Source organism: Halopseudomonas sp. L-58 (assembly GCF_056859475.1).
Window position 1 is genome coordinate 174,557 of sequence record NZ_JBSXON010000071.1, and the last position, 17,185, is coordinate 191,741.

General features: G+C 56.4%; 13 protein-coding genes. 2 read left to right on the plus strand and 11 right to left on the minus strand.

The genetic code is table 11. The features are described from left to right. Positions 1–5 precede the first annotated feature (5 nt). From AC13EY_RS13575 to AC13EY_RS13610, 8 genes are all read right to left on the minus strand, one after another. On the minus strand, positions 6–140 hold the full coding sequence (locus tag AC13EY_RS13575) for a DUF2256 domain-containing protein (RefSeq protein WP_088277840.1): 135 nt from the start codon (positions 138–140) through the stop codon (positions 6–8). Then, the gene (locus AC13EY_RS13580; protein ID WP_482877406.1) at positions 140–1,678 is read right to left on the minus strand and encodes a cryptochrome/photolyase family protein; all 1,539 of its coding nucleotides are present in this window, start codon (positions 1,676–1,678) and stop codon (positions 140–142) included. The genes AC13EY_RS13575 and AC13EY_RS13580 overlap by 1 nt, the downstream gene beginning before the upstream one ends. A gap of 9 nt (positions 1,679–1,687) precedes the next feature. Continuing rightward, complete coding sequence (locus tag AC13EY_RS13585; protein WP_269687909.1) at positions 1,688–2,002, minus strand: DUF6482 family protein; 315 nt, start codon at positions 2,000–2,002, stop codon at positions 1,688–1,690. Between the two features lie 69 nt (positions 2,003–2,071). Continuing rightward, positions 2,072–2,572 carry a TIGR00645 family protein gene (locus tag AC13EY_RS13590; protein WP_233049105.1) on the minus strand — a complete coding sequence of 167 codons (501 nt, stop codon included), beginning with the start codon at positions 2,570–2,572 and terminating at the stop codon, positions 2,072–2,074. A 387-nt stretch (positions 2,573–2,959) separates the two neighbouring features. After that, on the minus strand, positions 2,960–5,383 hold the full coding sequence (locus tag AC13EY_RS13595) for a Lon protease family protein (RefSeq protein WP_482877408.1): 2,424 nt from the start codon (positions 5,381–5,383) through the stop codon (positions 2,960–2,962). Positions 5,384–5,539: 156 nt separating this feature from the next. Further along, the gene (locus AC13EY_RS13600) at positions 5,540–6,376 is read right to left on the minus strand and encodes a uroporphyrinogen-III synthase (RefSeq protein WP_482877410.1); all 837 of its coding nucleotides are present in this window, start codon (positions 6,374–6,376) and stop codon (positions 5,540–5,542) included. Between the two features lie 316 nt (positions 6,377–6,692). Then, on the minus strand, positions 6,693–8,150 hold the full coding sequence (locus AC13EY_RS13605; protein WP_482877412.1) for a DUF3336 domain-containing protein: 1,458 nt from the start codon (positions 8,148–8,150) through the stop codon (positions 6,693–6,695). Between the two features lie 52 nt (positions 8,151–8,202). Next, positions 8,203–9,816 (minus strand): wax ester/triacylglycerol synthase family O-acyltransferase, encoded by a 1,614-nt coding sequence (locus AC13EY_RS13610; RefSeq protein ID WP_482877414.1) that lies wholly within the window; start codon positions 9,814–9,816, stop codon positions 8,203–8,205. Between the two features lie 434 nt (positions 9,817–10,250). Here AC13EY_RS13610 and AC13EY_RS13615 point away from each other — a divergent pair, with 434 nt between their 5' ends. After that, positions 10,251–11,390, plus strand: coding sequence for a DUF2855 family protein (locus AC13EY_RS13615; protein WP_482877416.1), 1,140 nt, complete (start codon positions 10,251–10,253; stop codon positions 11,388–11,390). 242 nt (positions 11,391–11,632) lie between these two features. Here the strand turns inward: AC13EY_RS13615 and AC13EY_RS13620 are convergent, their stop codons facing one another. Continuing rightward, entirely contained in the window at positions 11,633–12,883 is a 1,251-nt protein-coding gene (locus tag AC13EY_RS13620) for an RNA-guided endonuclease InsQ/TnpB family protein (protein ID WP_228245826.1), read from the minus strand. Positions 12,884–12,967: 84 nt separating this feature from the next. Here AC13EY_RS13620 and AC13EY_RS13625 point away from each other — a divergent pair, with 84 nt between their 5' ends. Next, positions 12,968–13,573, plus strand: coding sequence for a class II glutamine amidotransferase (locus AC13EY_RS13625; RefSeq protein ID WP_482877418.1), 606 nt, complete (start codon positions 12,968–12,970; stop codon positions 13,571–13,573). A 209-nt stretch (positions 13,574–13,782) separates the two neighbouring features. Here AC13EY_RS13625 and AC13EY_RS13630 read toward each other — a convergent pair whose 3' ends face one another. Together AC13EY_RS13630 and AC13EY_RS13635 are read right to left on the minus strand one after the other, a co-directional pair. Continuing rightward, complete coding sequence (locus tag AC13EY_RS13630; RefSeq protein WP_482877420.1) at positions 13,783–15,333, minus strand: O-antigen ligase family protein; 1,551 nt, start codon at positions 15,331–15,333, stop codon at positions 13,783–13,785. Beyond that, a complete protein-coding gene (locus tag AC13EY_RS13635; RefSeq protein WP_482877422.1) occupies positions 15,323–17,164 on the minus strand; it encodes a sulfatase-like hydrolase/transferase in 1,842 nt (613 codons plus the stop codon). The genes AC13EY_RS13630 and AC13EY_RS13635 overlap by 11 nt, the downstream gene beginning before the upstream one ends. Positions 17,165–17,185 lie beyond the last annotated feature (21 nt).

Consider the following 17,185-nt stretch of genomic DNA (forward strand, 5'->3'; position numbering starts at 1 on the left):
GGCCTTCAGCCGCTGCGGGCACGGCGGCAACGCTCGGAGCAGTAGCGCACCTCATCCCAGCAGCGCGCCCACTTCCGGCGCCAGGCAAAGGGTCTGCCGCACACCGCGCAGGTTTTCTGCGGCAAATCACCCTTGCGAATCACAGCATCTCACCGGCATCCAGCCGCTCCAGCAGATGCTCGCCCCACTGCCACAGGGCCTGCTGTTTGGCTTCCGGCATGCGCTGCAGGTTGCGGTACACCATCGCCATGCGCGGGTTTGAGCCGAGCTGCTCGCGGTGGCGCATGACGAAATGCCAATACAGCGCGTTGAACGGGCATGCCCTGGCGCCGGTCTGCTCGCTGACCTTGTAGCTGCAGCCGCTGCAGTAATCCGACATCCGCTTGATGTACTGCCCGCTGCTGCAGTAGGGCTTGGAGCCGAGATACCCCCCATCGGCATGCATTACCATGCCCAGGGTATTGGGCAGCTCCACCCAGTCAAAGGCATCCATGTACACGGCCAGATACCAGTTGCAAATCTGCTTGGGTTCAATCCCCGCCAGCAGGGCAAAATTGCCGGTGACCATCAGACGCTGAATATGGTGTGCATAGGCATGTTCCAGCGTTTGGCCAATTGCCTGCTGCATGCAGCGCATCCGCGTCTTGCCGGTCCAGTAGAACGCGGGCAGATCGCGCTGATTGCCGAAGGCGTTGCGCTCGGCGTACTCCGGCATCAATAGCCAGTAGATACCGCGAACATACTCGCGCCAACCGAGAATCTGGCGAATAAAGCCCTCGGCCGCGTTCAACGGAATCAGGCCAGCCTGCCAGTCGGCCTGCACGTCCAGACACACCCGGCGCGGATCGAGCAGCCCGATATTCAGCGCCGCGGCTATGCGCGCATGAAACAGCCAGCGCTGATTCACCGCCATGGCATCCTGGTAGTCACCGAACCGGGCCAGCGCCTTCTGGCGAAAACGCTGCCACAACGCCTCGGCATCCGCGTGGGTGACCGGGTAATCAAAACCCTCAAGCTGACCGTAATGATCAGCAAACCGGGCAGCGACCAGGGCGGCTACCTCGCAGGTGATGGCGTCCATCGGAAAATGCGGCTGCTCCGGTACAGGGTGCCCTGCAGGCAGCGCCTTGCGATTATCCTGATCAAAGTTCCAGCTGCCGCCTTCCGGCTGGCCTTCCGACGTCATCAGCAGGCCGCTGCGGCGACGCATCTCGCGATAGAAGAACTCCATCCGCAACTGCTTGCGCCCGGCGGCCCAGTTGGCGAACCACTCCGCGCTGCAGAAAAACCGCTCATCCGGCAGCAAGGTCAATTCGGGCCAGTCAGCCTGACGCTGACGAAACCGATCCAGCAGTCGCCATTCCCCGGGCTCGGTCAGCAGAATGCGTTCAGGCTGCAGCCTGCTACGGGCACGCGCCAGTTCGCCATACAGCGAGCCGCTGTTGGCCGGGTCGTCCAGCTTGATGTAATCAACGTTGAAGCCACGGCCACGCAACCCCTCGGCAAAATGCCGCATGGCAGAGAGGATAAACAGAATCTTCTGCGGGTGATGGGGAACGTAACGTCCCTCCTCCTCGGCTTCCACCATGAGGATACGGTCCTGCGCGGGATCGGCGCCAGCCAGGCTGCTGATGGCCGGATCAAGCTGGTCACCCAGCAGCACAATCAGATTACGCATGTCAGCCACTCAGGGGTGCAGCGGCAGAGGCAGTCGCATCGCCGCCTGTGGACCACCCGTAACCAGGGCGTCAGGCCCCATCTCGTCACAGACATTGAGATGAACCAGATTGATGGTCTGAAAGGGCAGCTCCACCAGCGCATTGCGCGCGTCATGCAGGGAGCGGAATACCCAGGGCCGAGTATCCCCCTCGTGCTGCTTGAGCAGATGGCGCGATCCGTCGATCAGCGCCTCGACCAGATACACCGCGCCCTCGTGTGACAGCAGATCCAGGTCCTGCAAGGCCCCTCTGTCCGCTGCCTGCATCAATTGTTCCAGCGTCATGGCATCGACTCCTGCAAAGTTGTACAGGAACGATACCCTTACACAAAAACCTTTACCAGAAGTACAACATTAAATCGCCTTACCGTCGCGCCCCATGCGATCCAGCAGGCCCATGCCAAAGGAGGACACCACAAAGGTGAGGTGGATGATCACGTACCACATCAGCTTGTCATTGGGGATATTCTGCGCATTCATGAACACCTTGAGCAGGTGAATCGATGAAATCGCGACAATCGATGCCGCAACCTTCATCTTCAGCGAGCCGGAGTCCATCTTGCCAAGCCAGCTGAGCTTCTCCTTGCCGTCGTCGATGTCCAGCTGGGAGACGAAATTCTCGTAGCCGGAAATCATCACCATGACCAGCAGGCCACCCACCAGTGCCATATCCACCAGCGAGAGCACAACCAGAATGAGATCGGCTTCGGCGGTTTCGAGCAGGTGAGGCAACAGATGAAACAGTTCCTGAAAGAACTTGACCGCCAACGCCGCAAGCGCCAGAGACAGGCCCAGATAGATAGGCGCAAGAATCCAGCGCGCCGAGTACATCAGGTTTTCCAGAAGGCGTTCCATTGACTGCATTAACCTCGATTTCAGTGTGTTCGATTTTGGGGCGCGATGGTTGTTCACAGTATCTGTGGATAACTCTGTGAGCAGCGAACTGATAACTCACTGCGACCCTGTCAGTACGGGCGCTGGCGCGACTCGCACACATTTTGTTCAGTTGCAGCATCCTTGACGCAATGATCCGTTGATGTGCTGAAAAGCAGGCAGTGCGCACCTTTCAGCGGCATCAGAGCGCCGGCAGGGAGCAGATTGCCTTGCCGGCGTCAAGACCTCATTCAGGTATCCGTTGGCAATCAGTGACAACCTGTCGCAGCAAAGCCTGTGGATAACCCTGTAGACAGAACCCGTTGCGGCCCACCGCTCAAGCTCGCGGGCACGGCGAATAAAAACCGGTTACTTGTCGCCGTCACCCTCCTCCGGGTCTGACTCTTCCTCTTCACGGTCGCGCTCGGCAATCTCGGCCAAGCGGGCAACCACCCTGGCATTGATACTGCCCTCGGCGAAATCCCCTTGCTCGTTCAATTCGCCCGCCGGCTCTCCGGCCAGCAGTGCCAGCGCCTCGTCCACACAGGACACGCCGTAAACCGAGAACTGGCCGTTACGCACAGCCTGCAGGACTTCTTCATCCAGCATCAGGTTGGGTACGTTCGAGCGCGGAATGATAACGCCCTGCTCACCGGTCAGGCCACGGGCCTGACACAGGCGGAAAAAGCCTTCTATCTTCTCGTTCAACCCGCCGACCGCCTGCACCTCGCCAAACTGGTTGATCGAGCCGGTAATGGCAAAGCACTGCTTCAGAGGCGTGCGCGAGAGCGCCGAGATCAGGGTGCAGACCTCACCGAGCGACGCGCTGTCGCCATCGACATAGCCATAGGACTGCTCCAACGCGATGCTCGCGGAGATTTCCAGCGGATGCTTCTGGGCATAACGGCTGCCAAGAAAACCGGTCAGAATCATCACCCCCTTGGAGTGAATCGGCTGCCCGAGGTTCACCTCACGCTCGATATCGACAATTCCGCTGCCGCCCGGGTAGACCGTGGCACTGATACGCGCGGGCAAACCGAATACCGAATCACCCACCTCAAGTACGGTCAGCCCGTTGCACTTGCCGACCGCAGCGCCGTCGGTGTCGATCAGAATGACGCCCGACAGCATGTCTTCGTGAATGCGCGCGCTGACCCGTCCGGTGCGGGTTTCCTTGGCTCGCAGGGCACGTTCGATGTGCGCGGTATCGGTGATCGGGTCACCCGCCAGCTGGCGGGTAAAGTCGGCCTCGGCCACCAGCTGAAAAATATCGCTGATACGCGCCGAGAGCCGCTTCTGGTGCTCAGCCAGCCGGGTGCTGTAGGTCAGCACCCGGGCAACCGCCGCCGCGGTAAGCGGGGCCAGCCCCTCCTCCGAGGTACGGGTTTTCAGCAACTGGGCCATGCCTTCGATACTGTCCGGCGTGCGCGGCAGATCCTCATCGAAATCCACCAGCACGCGAAACATTTCCTGAAAGTCCGGATCCAGATCCTGCAGCGCGTAATACACCTGGCGCGAGCCGATGATCACCACCTTCACATCCAGCGGGATCACCTGGGGGGTCAGGGTTACCGTCGCCAGTCGGCCCATATCGGCCCAGGGCGACTCCATCTTCAGCTCGCGCGAATGCAGGGCACGCTTGAGGGCGTCCCAGACAAAGGGCTCGCCCAGCAGCTTCTCGGCTTCCAGCAGCAGAAAACCGCCGTTTGCCCGATGCAATGCGCCGGAGCGGATATGCCGATAACTGGTTACCAGCGCGCCCTGCTCGGGTGAGTACTCAATGCGCCCGAACAGGTTGTCGTAGGACGGATGCGGCTCGTGCACGACCGGCGCGCCGCCACTGGTGTGATGACCAACGATCAGGCTGGGGCTGTACTGTTCGACCAGCATCTGCCGCTTGTACGCGTCTGGCCGTGCCTCCAGCGCCCGCTCCTCGACCAGTTGATCAATCACCGTCTTGAGCAGGTTCTGGCGCATCGCCTGCAGGTAATCACAGACCGCCTGATTGCCGCTGTAGCGCTCCAGCAGTGGCTCAAGCAGGGGCTGCAGGGCTTCGGTGATGGTCTGCTCGTTGAGCTCGCGCAGCTGATTGCTCGACTCGCGCTTCCACTGCGGCAGGCTGGCGAGCTCTTCGTTCAGCACTTCCTCAAGCTCGGAAATATCGCTGTGGAAGCGCTCGCGCTCCTCCTCCGGCAACTGGGCAAAGTCGGCCTCGTCCAGCGCCTTGCCCTCCTTCATCGGCGTAAAGGCAATATTCTGCGAGTCACGGTACAGCGCGATGTTTTTCTCCAGCGCGCGGCGCTCTACCGAATCAATCGCCCGGTCGTAGCGCTGGTTGAAGGCACGATCAATGGCGCTTTTCTTCTGCTGATAGGCCGGGTGCTCAAACACCGCGGGGAAGGTTGCCAGCAGATTGTCGATAAAACGGTCGATCGCCTCGATCAGCTCGCCGGCAGAACCGGGTGCCAGGCTGATCACCCAGGGTTCACGGGGCTCATCGAAGTTGTTGACGTAGACACAGTCCTGCGGGGTGACCTGGCGCTTGGCCTCCGCGCGCAGATAGCGCTGCACATAGGAAAAACGGCCGGTTCCCGGGTCACCCATGACAAACACGTTGTAGCCCGGCCGGTGCATGGCCACACCGAACTGCAGGGCCTCGACTGCCCGCTCCTGGCCGAGAATGCCACGGAAAGGTTCCAGATCGTCGGTGGTCGTGAAGCCGAGGCTGTCCAGGTCGATGGGGGCGGTAAGTTGGTCCGGGGAAAGTCGTAGCGCGGTGGATTCGTTGGTCATCCAGCTTCCTTGGGCTCGCGGGGTTCAGACAAGCCTGCATTGTTGCCGCGCGGGCACCGGCTGACAAGTGCCAGCAGCCCGTTCAGCGCGGCGCATCCTGCAAAGGGAAGCCAATCAATGGCGGATGCTGCAGCCACCAGCCGGGCCCTGAAGCGGTCAGCCCAACACCTTCACCAGCTCGCGCACCAGCGGCTTCATAAAAAAGCTGCTCTCTGGCATCAGGTCCACATTGATGCCCCGCTCTCGCAGCTCATCGGCAACCACCGGCCCCACCGCCGCCACCTTGATCCGTTCCAGTGCCGACAGCAGCATTGCCTCGCCGTCATCACGACGTTTGGCAATTTGCAGCAGTCGACGCACCTGGGTTGCACTGGTGAAGGCGATGGCGTCCACTTCGATAGCCAGCAGCGCGTCGATCAGTCGATCAACCTGCGCGTCTTCAACGTCGTCGGCATAGATATAGGGCGCAACGGTTTTAACCTGGGCGCCCGCGCCGGTCAGAAAATCGACCAGGCGCGTATTGGGGTCCGTGCCGTACAACTGCACACCGATACGCACGCCCTGCAGGTTTTCGCCCTTGAGCGTCTCGATAACGCCCTCGGTGGTCGGCGCCACCGCAACGCGATCCGGCCTGAGCCCCACCTTGCGCAACGCCGCACCCGGCTTCGGCCCACGGGTGAGCTTGGGGATCGGCCCAAGCGCTGCAACAAAGGCGTCACGCAACCCGTCGCTCTGACGCTCAGCCAGCGCCAGCATGCGCCGCAAGCCCTCACCGGTCAGCAGAATCACCTGATCAAAGGGCTGCTCAATCAGCTCACGCATCCAGGCCAGCACCGGCTGCGGGTCAGGCGCATCGTGGATCGATACCAGCGGACAACGCAGCACATCAGCGCCGCGCTTGATCAGCATGTCAGCGAACAGGTCGAGCTCCCTGCTCTCGGGTACAGCAATACGGCGGCCGGCCAGCGGCTTGTCTTCGATAGTCATGGGCATTTCGGATTCCGAACGGTGCAAGGCCCACATTGTGCGCAGCCAGCCAGCGAATGAAAAGCGGTCGGCTCACACCAAAATCCCACCGGCATGTGGTCGAAGCATGTTGCAGCTCCGACGCAAGGCAAAGGCAGTTAAACCGGCGCACAGGGCAATCGCCCGTGAGCAACGCCAAGTACGGGCACCACGGCGGAGACGCTGCGCTTACTCCGCCCTACGGGCTGACGCTGTAATGTAGGGCGGAGTAAGCCAACGGCGTCTCCGCCAAGGCGGCTCAAGCCAACACCAGCCGCCCCCTCAGCCACAGCGCGATGTAACCCTATTTTTCCCAACCGCGTGTGTGCAGGATGGTATCCAGCGTCCGGCTGACGGCGGTGCAGTTGCGGACCATTTCGATTTTCTCCCAGGTGGAACGCTCGCCTTCATGGATCAGGCGATGCATCGCTTCGCGGCTTGGTGGTGCCAGCAGCCGCAGCGGGTGATCCCAGCGGTTGCGCAGGAAGATATTGATATCTGCCGTATATTCCTGTGCCAGCACGCCGTAGGTCAGATGCTGCATCAGACTGAGCACCGGCGACTTGATTCGGACGTTATCGCGGCTGAAGCGCATGGCTTCGGCGGCACCGATTTTCAGGAAGCGCGCCTGAAAATGAGCCAGATTGCGCAGCCGGTTGCGCGGCGCATCCGGGTCGGGCGTGATGGCAAGCGCCGCCGGGTTGGTCATGCTGGAGATGAAGTGATTGACGCCGTAAAGGCGTGCTAGACGCTTGGCGGGCAGATCATCGGCAAAGGAGCCGTCGATCCATTTCATACCCGGCAGGTAGGGAACCGTCTCGCCCGCTGCGTTGCGGCACATCAGCGTTACCGGCGGGTAGATGCCGTAGATCGCACATGAGGCTGTAACCGCAGAGCGAATCAGCACGTTGGGCGAGGTAATGGCGTTAAGCAGACGCGGGGCCTGCTGGGTCGACAACCCGGTAACAGTGATATTGAGCTTGCGACCGGTCAGCTCAAACGCTTCCTGAAAGGTCAGGTCCGGGATGATCTTGGCCAGGTAGTCGCGCAGGTTGTCGGCATCCATCGCCCGACCGCCACCAAATAGGCTGAGAGACGGCCGAATCGCGCTGGTTTGCTCTACTTCATGATGCAGGTTGTCGAGGCTCAGCCGCTCGCGCAGCTCCTCATCAACGTGGGTACAGGCGGTGGCGGCAAGGATGGAACCGGCGCTGCTGCCGGAGATGATTTCGGGCAGCAGCCCCTGATCGAACAGCGCCTTGAGCACACCGGCGTGGAAGAAGCCAAGTACGGCGCCGCCACTCAGCATCAGCGCGGTCCGCCCGTTACAGTGACTAGCACGCAGGAAGAAATCCTGCTTTTCTGCCAACGAGATGATCTTGTCATCCACCTCGTTCAGGTCGTTAAGCGCGCCGCACAGTTCGTCGATGTAGCGGGTAATGAGATTCTTGGTCCCAAGCCGGGCCTTGTTATACAGCGACGGCTTGCCCATACCACCGAGGTTGCCATGAACGCCCTCGTTAAGCACAAACAGCAATTGGTGGTAATCCTTGCGAAAACGCAGATCGCGAAGAACATCCAGGCGCTGACGAATCGAACGGTAGTCATAGCTCTCGCACGCGTCATCCTGCTTCCAGTCGTCCAGTCCCTCCTCGTGATCCCAGGCAGCAGCCAGCTCACTCCATTGCTCATAGCTTTCTGCCTTTTCCATCGACTGCAACAGCGCCTTGCCCGTGCCACGCTGAAAGAGATTGACCACCATATTCCACTCCCATGGCGCCCGCAGGCGCCTCACCAATAGTTACCTTGCAGCGTCAGGCCGCGCCTGCCGACTTGGCGCCCTTCGTTTCGGAGACCGTCGACTCGGACGCCCTGGCAGCAGCCTTCGCCCGGCCTGCCGCAGCCAGCTTGGGTTTTTTCTCCGCATCCGGCTCGGCCTCCTCCTGTTCATTGGTTGCCGGTTTCGGCGCTTCGACCCGCGCGGGCATGGAGGCCGCTGTGGTTTTTTCCAGCTCGGCCAGCAACGCGCGGTATTCCTCTGTCGACGCCTGGATGCAGCTCATGTAGAAATCCATATCCGAGACGATATTGCGGTCTGCCAGAACCCCGACATTAAGATCATCGTAGATACCGGTCAGGCAGTGGCTGATGCCCATTCCGTCGCTGACCGGTGCCAGCGGAAACACGTTGACGATGCGCGCACCGGCAAAATAGCGCGGCACCAGACCGGGAATCCCGGGCACGTTGGTGATCAGGGTATTGACCAGCGGCACCGTGCTTGCCAGCCGCGACTTGTTCTGCAGCCAGGCACCCAGGGCGCGCACATAGGGCGGCATCATGTCGCCGACGGCGTTATTGAGGTCGCACAGCACATCGCGCGCCAGCGGCACCCCGCGCGCCGTGCGACGGCGCACCGCAGACAAACGCTCAAGGGGCTCGCCAATGTCGGTTCCGATGCCGATAAACATCGCCGAAATCAGATTGCCGCAATCCTTCATCGCCTCAGTTGGCCGGACCGAAACCGGACACATGGCCACCAGCGATTCGCTGGCGGGCAACTGGTTGTGATGCGAGAGATAACGGCGCATGCCCCCGGCGATGATGGAGATAACCACATCATTCAGCGTGGCGCCCGGGCACAACTGCCGCATGCGTTTAAGCTCGGGAATATTCCAGGTCAGCGCACCATAGGAGCGGTGGGGTGATATCTGTACGTTGAAGATGGTACGCGGAACCCGACGCTGTTCCGGCTTGGCCTCGGAGCGCAAGCGGCGGGCCAGCTCGATACTCTTGCGTCCGGCGGTCAGCCCGGCGCGCATGCTGCGCCACGCCTGCCCCATCATCCGCGGCGTCGTGCGCGACCACATTTCCAGCCGGGTCGGCGCCCGCTCGGCCACTTCAACCCGGTCACGCCGGCCATACTCGTGATCTGCGGTTTCTTCCATCATTGCGGTTGTCAGTTCAAGGCTGGCCTTGCCATCCACATAGGCGTGATGGAACCGAATCAGCACCGCAAAGCTGTTCGGCGGAACGCCCTCCACGTTGTTGACCCCTTCAATGATGTAGATCTCCCAGGGCGCACGCTCCATATCTACGCTGCGCGACATGGTCCGCGCGGTGAAGATGCAGAGTTGCCGCCAGTCACCCGGCTGCGGCAGGCCAACATGGCGCACGTGATACTCCAGATCGAAATTCTCGTCATCCAGCCAATACGGGTCATCAAGCTGAAAGGGCGCCTTCTCAAGTCGGCGACGAAAGTACGAAGTCGTGTTCAAACGATCGGAAACGTACTGCAGGATGTCCTTGTGACGCACCAGGCCACCAGGGGCAGTGCTCTGATCGCACAGCCACAGGCTCCCAATCATCATGGGTTGGTTGGGCGCCTCAAAATAGAAAAAGTGGGAGTCCATCGGGGTCAGCTGCTTCATGGTAGAGATCCTCATACCGATTGGGTGTATGCGCCACGTACTACACAGATCAGGCTTTGAACACGGATACCAACAAAACGAATCAAAATTGAAAAACGCACCACCTTTATAAACAAACAGCGAACGCTTTTAGTTGATCCAAAACAGGATAATGCAATTTTGTGACCAATAAGTCACAGAAAAATACGACCGTTTATAGGACGCTAAACACCCTTATTCTTGTGACCCTCATGCCAGACGCATTCCGTTGAAAAGCGAAAAAATCAGAATGGATATCGAGTCAAAACGTAAAAGTGATCATTGCAGTGCAGGACATCGATGAGCACCCCAATCGTGCCCTCTTATCAGGCGGCATTTGAACGATGATTGAACGCTGACCGTGCAGCGCTATCGCGGCAAGCTAGGGTCTGACATCACAGCCCACGGACCAGACCATGACCACCACTTGCACCCGCCTGCTGGTTAACAAAGGCAACATCCACGAGTGCACCCTGCAGGAGGTGCCCAGACTGCAAGAGCAAGACCTGCAGGACGGCGAGGTGCTGCTGGACATTGACCACTTCGCCTTCACAGCAAACAACATCACCTACGCAACGCTGGGCGACCGATTCGGCTACTGGGACTTCTTCCCGGCCGAAGCCCCCTGGGGCCAGGTGCCGGTGTGGGGGTTTGCCGATGTCAGCGCCAGCCGCCACCCGGACATTGCAGTTGGCACGCGGGTCTATGGATACCTGCCGATGGCCGGACAGCTGCGCGTGCGCCCAGGCAACCTCACCGCCAGCAGCTTCACCGACACAGCAGACCACCGCAGTCACCTGGCGCTGGCCTATAACCAGTACCAGATCACCGCCACCGATCCGGCCTATCGCCCGGAGCTGGAAGCGCTGCAGATGCTGCTGCGCCCGTTGCTGCTGACCTCATTCCTGCTGGATGATTTTCTGCAGGAAAATGACTGCTTCGGCGCTGAGCAAATCATCCTGACCAGCGCCTCCAGCAAGACCGCGCTGGGTCTGGCATTCATGCTTCAGCACCAGCGCGCCAGCAGAGGCGGCAAGCCCCAACGCATCGTCGCCCTGACCTCCGCCGGCAACGTCAGCTTTGTCGCCGGGCTCGGCTACTACGATCAGACCATCGCCTACGACCAGCTCGACCAGCTCGACCAGCTCGATGTATCGATCCCGAGCGTACTTGTCGACTTCGCCGGCAACGGGGGACTGTTGGCAGATGTCCACACCCACCTGGGTGACAACCTGACCTTCAGCTCGCTGGTTGGAGCCGCGCACTGGGATCAGCGCAAAACGGAAAAGAACCTGCCCGGCGCCAAGCCCGAAGTCTTCTTTGCCCCCGGTTACTGGGCACAGCGCAGCAAGGCACTGGGCCCGGCCGAGCTAATGCAGCGGTTTGCCAGTCTGTGGATGCCGCTGACCCGATCGGTTGGCAGCTGGATGGAAATCAGAACAGCGGCAGGTGGGGAGGCTATCCGACAAGGCTATCTCGATACCCTTAATGGGCTGATCAGGCCGGAAACAGGAATGATAATGAAAATCGGGGGCGAGCATGACGATAGCCGATAACGCTGAGCAACGACCTCGAAAATAGCGCGCACCAGAAGGCTGACAGGCTTCTGCCAATACTCCTTAAAGCGGCCACAGGGCGCCTTCTATGAGGGCAAGGGTCTGCGCTGCTTTCACGACGCCAACCCTTGCCACAGCTCCGCCATCGCCAGTCTGATCGAGCAATACCCGTTGACATCCTCCCCCACCTCACCTTGTTAGGCGCCGGTTTTCGCCGGAAAGGAAGGGGATTCCCTACTGCGTCAGTCGACGTGAGTCGGCTGCTCGCTTCGATGGGTTCCTGCTGCTGGCGGCATTACCACACCACTCACTTCACAGGCGATCCGGCCAATTGTCCTGACCTTTGGGCTATTCAATCCACGCCCTCGGATATTCTTCGAAGCCACCAAATCCGCATTCTCGGTATGGCCGCAGGCTACGCAGATGAACACGCTCTGGGACTTTCTGTTTTCTGCGCTAATGTGGCCACAGGCCGGGCACTCGCGACTGGTATTGGCCGGTGGCACCGCCACCAGCCAGCCGCCTTTCCAGTCGGTTTTGTAGTCGAGCTGGCGACCAAATTCGCCCCAGCCCTGATCCAGGATCGACTTGTTCAGACCAGACTTGGCTCTGACGTTACGACCTGGCTCAGCCGGACTCCCGCTGGCCGAGCGACTCATGTTTTTGACCTGCAGATCCTCGATAACGATCATCGCGTGGCTTTTGCTGATGGCGTTCGAGGTCTTGTGCAGGAAGTCGTTGCGGGTATTGGCAATCTGGGCATGAATCCGCTGGACACGAGCCTTGGCGCGCTTCCAGTTGTTGCTGAATTTGGTTTTGCGGCACATCTGGCGCTGAGCCTTGGCCAGGCGAACTTCGTGTCGCTTGAAGCTCGACAGCGGCCAGATAACCGTTTCTTTCTGGCCGTCCCACAGGGTTGCGAAACGAACTACACCCAGGTCGATCCCAACCACTGTCGCGGCAGGGTGGCAGGGCTCTGCCACCTTGCGCTCAGTCTGGATTGAAACGTACCAGTGGCCAGATTTTTGGCTGACAGTGACGCTTTTGACCAGGCCCTGAACCTTTCGGCTTCGGCGGTAATCCAGCCAGCCCAACTTCGGAAGAAAGATCTTCTCCTGTTGCTGATCCAGCTTGATTTGCTTGCCGTCAGGGAATCTAAAGCTGTCGCTGCGCCCGCGTTTCTTGAAGGTCGGGAATGAAGCCCTCTTCTCGAAAAAATTCTTGTAGGCGCGGTCGAGGTGCTTGAGCGCGTGCTGCAATGGATGAACAGGGGCATCTTTCAGCCACGGGGTTTCATCTCCGTTGCGCCAGGCGGTCAAAAGCTTGGCCATCGGCACGTACTGAATGTACTTCCCGCCAGCCTCATGATTCTCCTTTTGGATTGCCAAAGCTTTGTTAAAAACGAAGCGCGTCATGCCGGCGAATTGCTGCAGCTTGCGCCGCTGCTCGCCGGTTGGCTCGATTCGGAACTTGTACGCCTGGCGTCTGATCATGATTTAACTGTATATACAACCAGCATTTAAAACAAGGCCGGTTACACCGGCCCCGCTATCCTTCCCCTACCTGAAGGAAGGGGTTTGTCGCGATTTTTGATCAAATCCGAGAACGTCATCTGCCATATCCGCCAGGCCAATGTCGGCGGCGTCAGCCTGGCCAACACCCACCCGTTCACCCGCGAGCTCTGGGGCCAATACTGGGCCTTTGCCCACAACGGCCAGTTGACCGACTTCACTCCGTCAACCGAGCCCTACACCGCCGTCGGCGACACCGACAGCGAACGCCTCTTCTGTCACCTGCTCAACACCCTGGCAAGCCGCTACACCGCACCGCCTGCGCTCGAAGACCTGACTCGAACACTCAGCGACTGCTGCGCCCCACTGCTCAAGCTTGGCGTCTGCAACCTGATGCTCAGCAACGGCGACTGGCTGTTCACCCTGTGCACCAGCAAACTCCACTGGATCACCCGCCGCGCACCGTTCGGCCCGGCACAGCTCAGCGACCTGGAACTGGAAGTCGACTTCAAACAGCACACCACCGCCAACGACGTCGTCTCCGTCATTGCCACCGAACCGCTGACCAGCAACGAACACTGGCAGGCCTATGAGCCGGGGGAATGGATGTTGTGGCGTAAGGGAAAAGTCGTTCGAAAAAACCAACTGAAGACAACATACGCAGCAACCTAGTTAATACCGGGACGCTGGCTTTCTAAACATGCCTAAACGACAACACTCGGCCTAGCGAAAGCATAGCGATGCCGGCGAGAATTACTTTAAAGCTGCAATACTGGCAAGGGTTAGAAGCGCCTAACTACATTTGTTTTATCTTCAACAGCACAGACCGCCACCAGATTACTTCTTGAACTCAGAGAAACTGCTTAGGTAGAAGCTATAAATTAAGACTTAGCTGAAAAGTCAGAACAACGCTCCAGCCTACTAATGGAAACACCAGCAGACAATAAAGCCAACCCCAGCGCAAGACTAGTACCAGGCGCACCATAGTAAAAAACACCATCAAACATTGAAAGAGTAAGCATAGACACACTAACACTTAAACCAACGACTAAATAGGTCCTCGCCTCACCCCGCGCAAGAGGCACGGCTTTAATACCTTTAAGTAGCAAAACCCCAATAAAGATAGTTATAGCGCAGGCAACCAGGACCCCCCACTCAATTAAGAGCTGGAAAAATCCGTTATGAGCCTGAACCAGATTTGAGCTTCTCCATACGCTGGCAAAACCATCCCCCCCCCAGCCCAACCAAATTCTTTCTTTAATATATGGAATCATGTAAGACCATATTTCAAGCCTACCGGAACTGAGAGCATCCATAGAGTCAGCACCCTTAACCCTAACGATCCAGTTCAACCATCCAACACCTGGGGAGTTAACATAAAAAAGAGCGGATGCTAATAGAGAAGCCAACACGGCGACCAAGAACACAAAAATTCTACTAAATGGAAATCCGGCGAAAAAAGCGACAAGAGCTGAACCAATAAAAACAGACAAAACAGCACCTCGACCACCATTCCAAAAAAGCAAGGAAAAACTTAAAAAACACATAAGAAACGAAAAAAACAAATTAACTCTAAACCAAAAAAGAGAACACACAAAAAAGACAGTAGAAAAGCAGAGGAAATACCCCATATGCCTTATATTACCAAACAATGGCGACTCACCTACCCAGTTGTAATCCCGAGGAAACTCTAGAGAAAACCATAAAGATAAAACTGAAAACAGACACACCAGCAACGAAAGACAAACCGGAGGGAAAAATAAAAAAATATCCCAGCGAAACGTACGAAGTACTCCATAGACAGAAAAGGCAAACATAAAATGCCCAAGCATGTAAAGAACCCTGAGTCCAGAAGCGCGCACTCCATCAACTGCCGAGGCCATGCAATTAGAAAATAGCATGACAAAAAAAACAAATAAAACAAATGCAAAAAACGGAAGAGAGTCGCAAGCAGCGTCACGCAAAAACAAAAAAGAAACAGACACAAAAACAAACTGAATAATAAATATCTGAAGCTCAGAAATATGCAAAGACTGATAATTTAGTAACGGAATAAAAAGGATCGCAGCGGTCATAAAAAAAACCAACCCGCGAGATTCTGCTTTTCCAACCGCCAAACGACTGGAAAAATATAAAAATGCAAACACCGAAAGAAAATGGACAGAGCGCGACCAAGAGAGAAAACTCTCTCCTTCCAAGCATGAAAAAAAGTGCATCAACAAAAAAATAAATGTAAAAAACATAAAAATAACAAGATTCACCCTTCCGGGAGCACATTCAAATAACAAAAAAAGCACCAGAAGGACACCTGCCAAAATCAATGCATAAGTCAACCAACCTGTTCCATAGAAACAAACTGTAGCCAACCCCAACAAAAAACAGGCGATTATCACAGATAAGAAATCAAAGACTTTATCTCTATCAACGGTCATGCATACCGCTCTCAGCTATTTTCAGATAATTTTGACGATAGGAACGTACCAATCCCTCTTCTTGCGGAGTTACTTTGCTGGGCCCCAATACCTCCCCTACATCCGAAAGGTCAACGCCATAAACCCGATCCTTCTCATAAGAGTACCAAACCAACTTATGAGCACATCTATATCCGACATCCTTTTTTGCAAGCTGCCTATTTACAGCCGAATCTTTCAAAACCAAAATCCCGGAACGCTGCCGGTACAACTCCTCTGCCTCCCTTGCAACAGTAATCTGATTAAGATTTTCGTAATTACGAGCACTTTCCATCCGCAGCCCTGTCTCGACAAAGAAGCATGGATGAGCAGCCTCGCTAACGCTTACTTGGCCGCTAGCCAAATAGCGTTCAACCATCGATCGAACATCTTGCAATGAAACGTGATCCATTCGCGCTTCTTGGTCAACAACCATTTGCCCATCAATATATGTAGCAAAAGATAACGGAATTCTATTTTGATGATCACTTAACAAGTCCGTACCATGACCGTAGCTCTGAACCAGAAACACATCCTCACCAAAGCTAACACTACCTTCATATTCCCCCATTGCCTCGCCGTGATCAGAAAGAAATACCACAAGCGCATTATCCAGATACCCTCGATTCTTTAACTGGGTCAACAACATACCCACTTGGACATCTACACTAGACAGCGCCGCAGTATATTTGTCAGCCATAGATCGAACTACATGACTGTTGTCACGAACATTAAATGGAAAGTGTGCTGACTCGAAGTGCACCGCCAAGAAGACAGGTTTTTCGCCACCAGGCAACGCAGCGACAACCTCGTCCACAAATTTTTCTGGCCTATATCCGGAGTGAGCAGCCACATTCATCCAGCTCCAAGGTAAAACCCACTTACTTCCTCTCCACTGCAAGAGCAAATTAGCTAACGGGTTGTCTACAAGAGCTTGAACAACAAAGTCGGGCGCACCAAATTTAGGACCGACCACGACATCAAAACCGAACTCTTCCCCCATATTATTAAAACGCCTTTCATCTATACCCAAAACACTGTAGTAGCCTTCGCGCCTTAGACTCACAAGAATACTATCAGCATTAGCCGACCATTCTCTGTCACTCAAATTGAAATACGCTCTGTGGCTTTGTATTCCTGCGCCAGTGAGAAGCGTGACCCAAGCGGGGTAAGTTCTACCAATATTCGTATAGGCTCGCCGAAAGGATACTCCTTCCATCCACAGCTTTGTCATATTTGGCAGCAACGACTGGCCATCTTCCAATGCATGCGCAGACAAAGAGTCCACGCCAATTAATATAACATTCTTGCGCTCTTGAGCCTTCTGACCTCCACCATCATGCACAAACAAATATGGAACAAAAAAAGCAACCACAACAAAAACCAACAAAACAATATTTTTAACTGACAACAACAGCCAATAAAAAACAAGAAACAAACCCAAAACTGAGCCGACAATAAAAATCAGGTCAGGACGACTTACATATCCGATAGCGCCACTAAAAAACGAACCAGGAAAAACAAAGATGCTAACAGCGTGTATATATATAACAAAGACAAGTGAAGCTAACACCTCAAAGGAGCGGATAGCCGCTACCCTGCCAAATAAGGAAAGCAGTACCATCCTATAAAAAAAATACGCCCCCAAATATAAAAACAGCACAACAAAAACATACCAGCCAAACGCAAAAAACACATAGGGAGAAGCCGATCGCTCCACCAAACTAACCGCCTCACCCCAATAGCTACGCGAGAACCATAAATCACACAATACAGGGAGAAACATAAAAATCAGATATATTACAACCCCCATACAAACCCTCTTATATTCTCC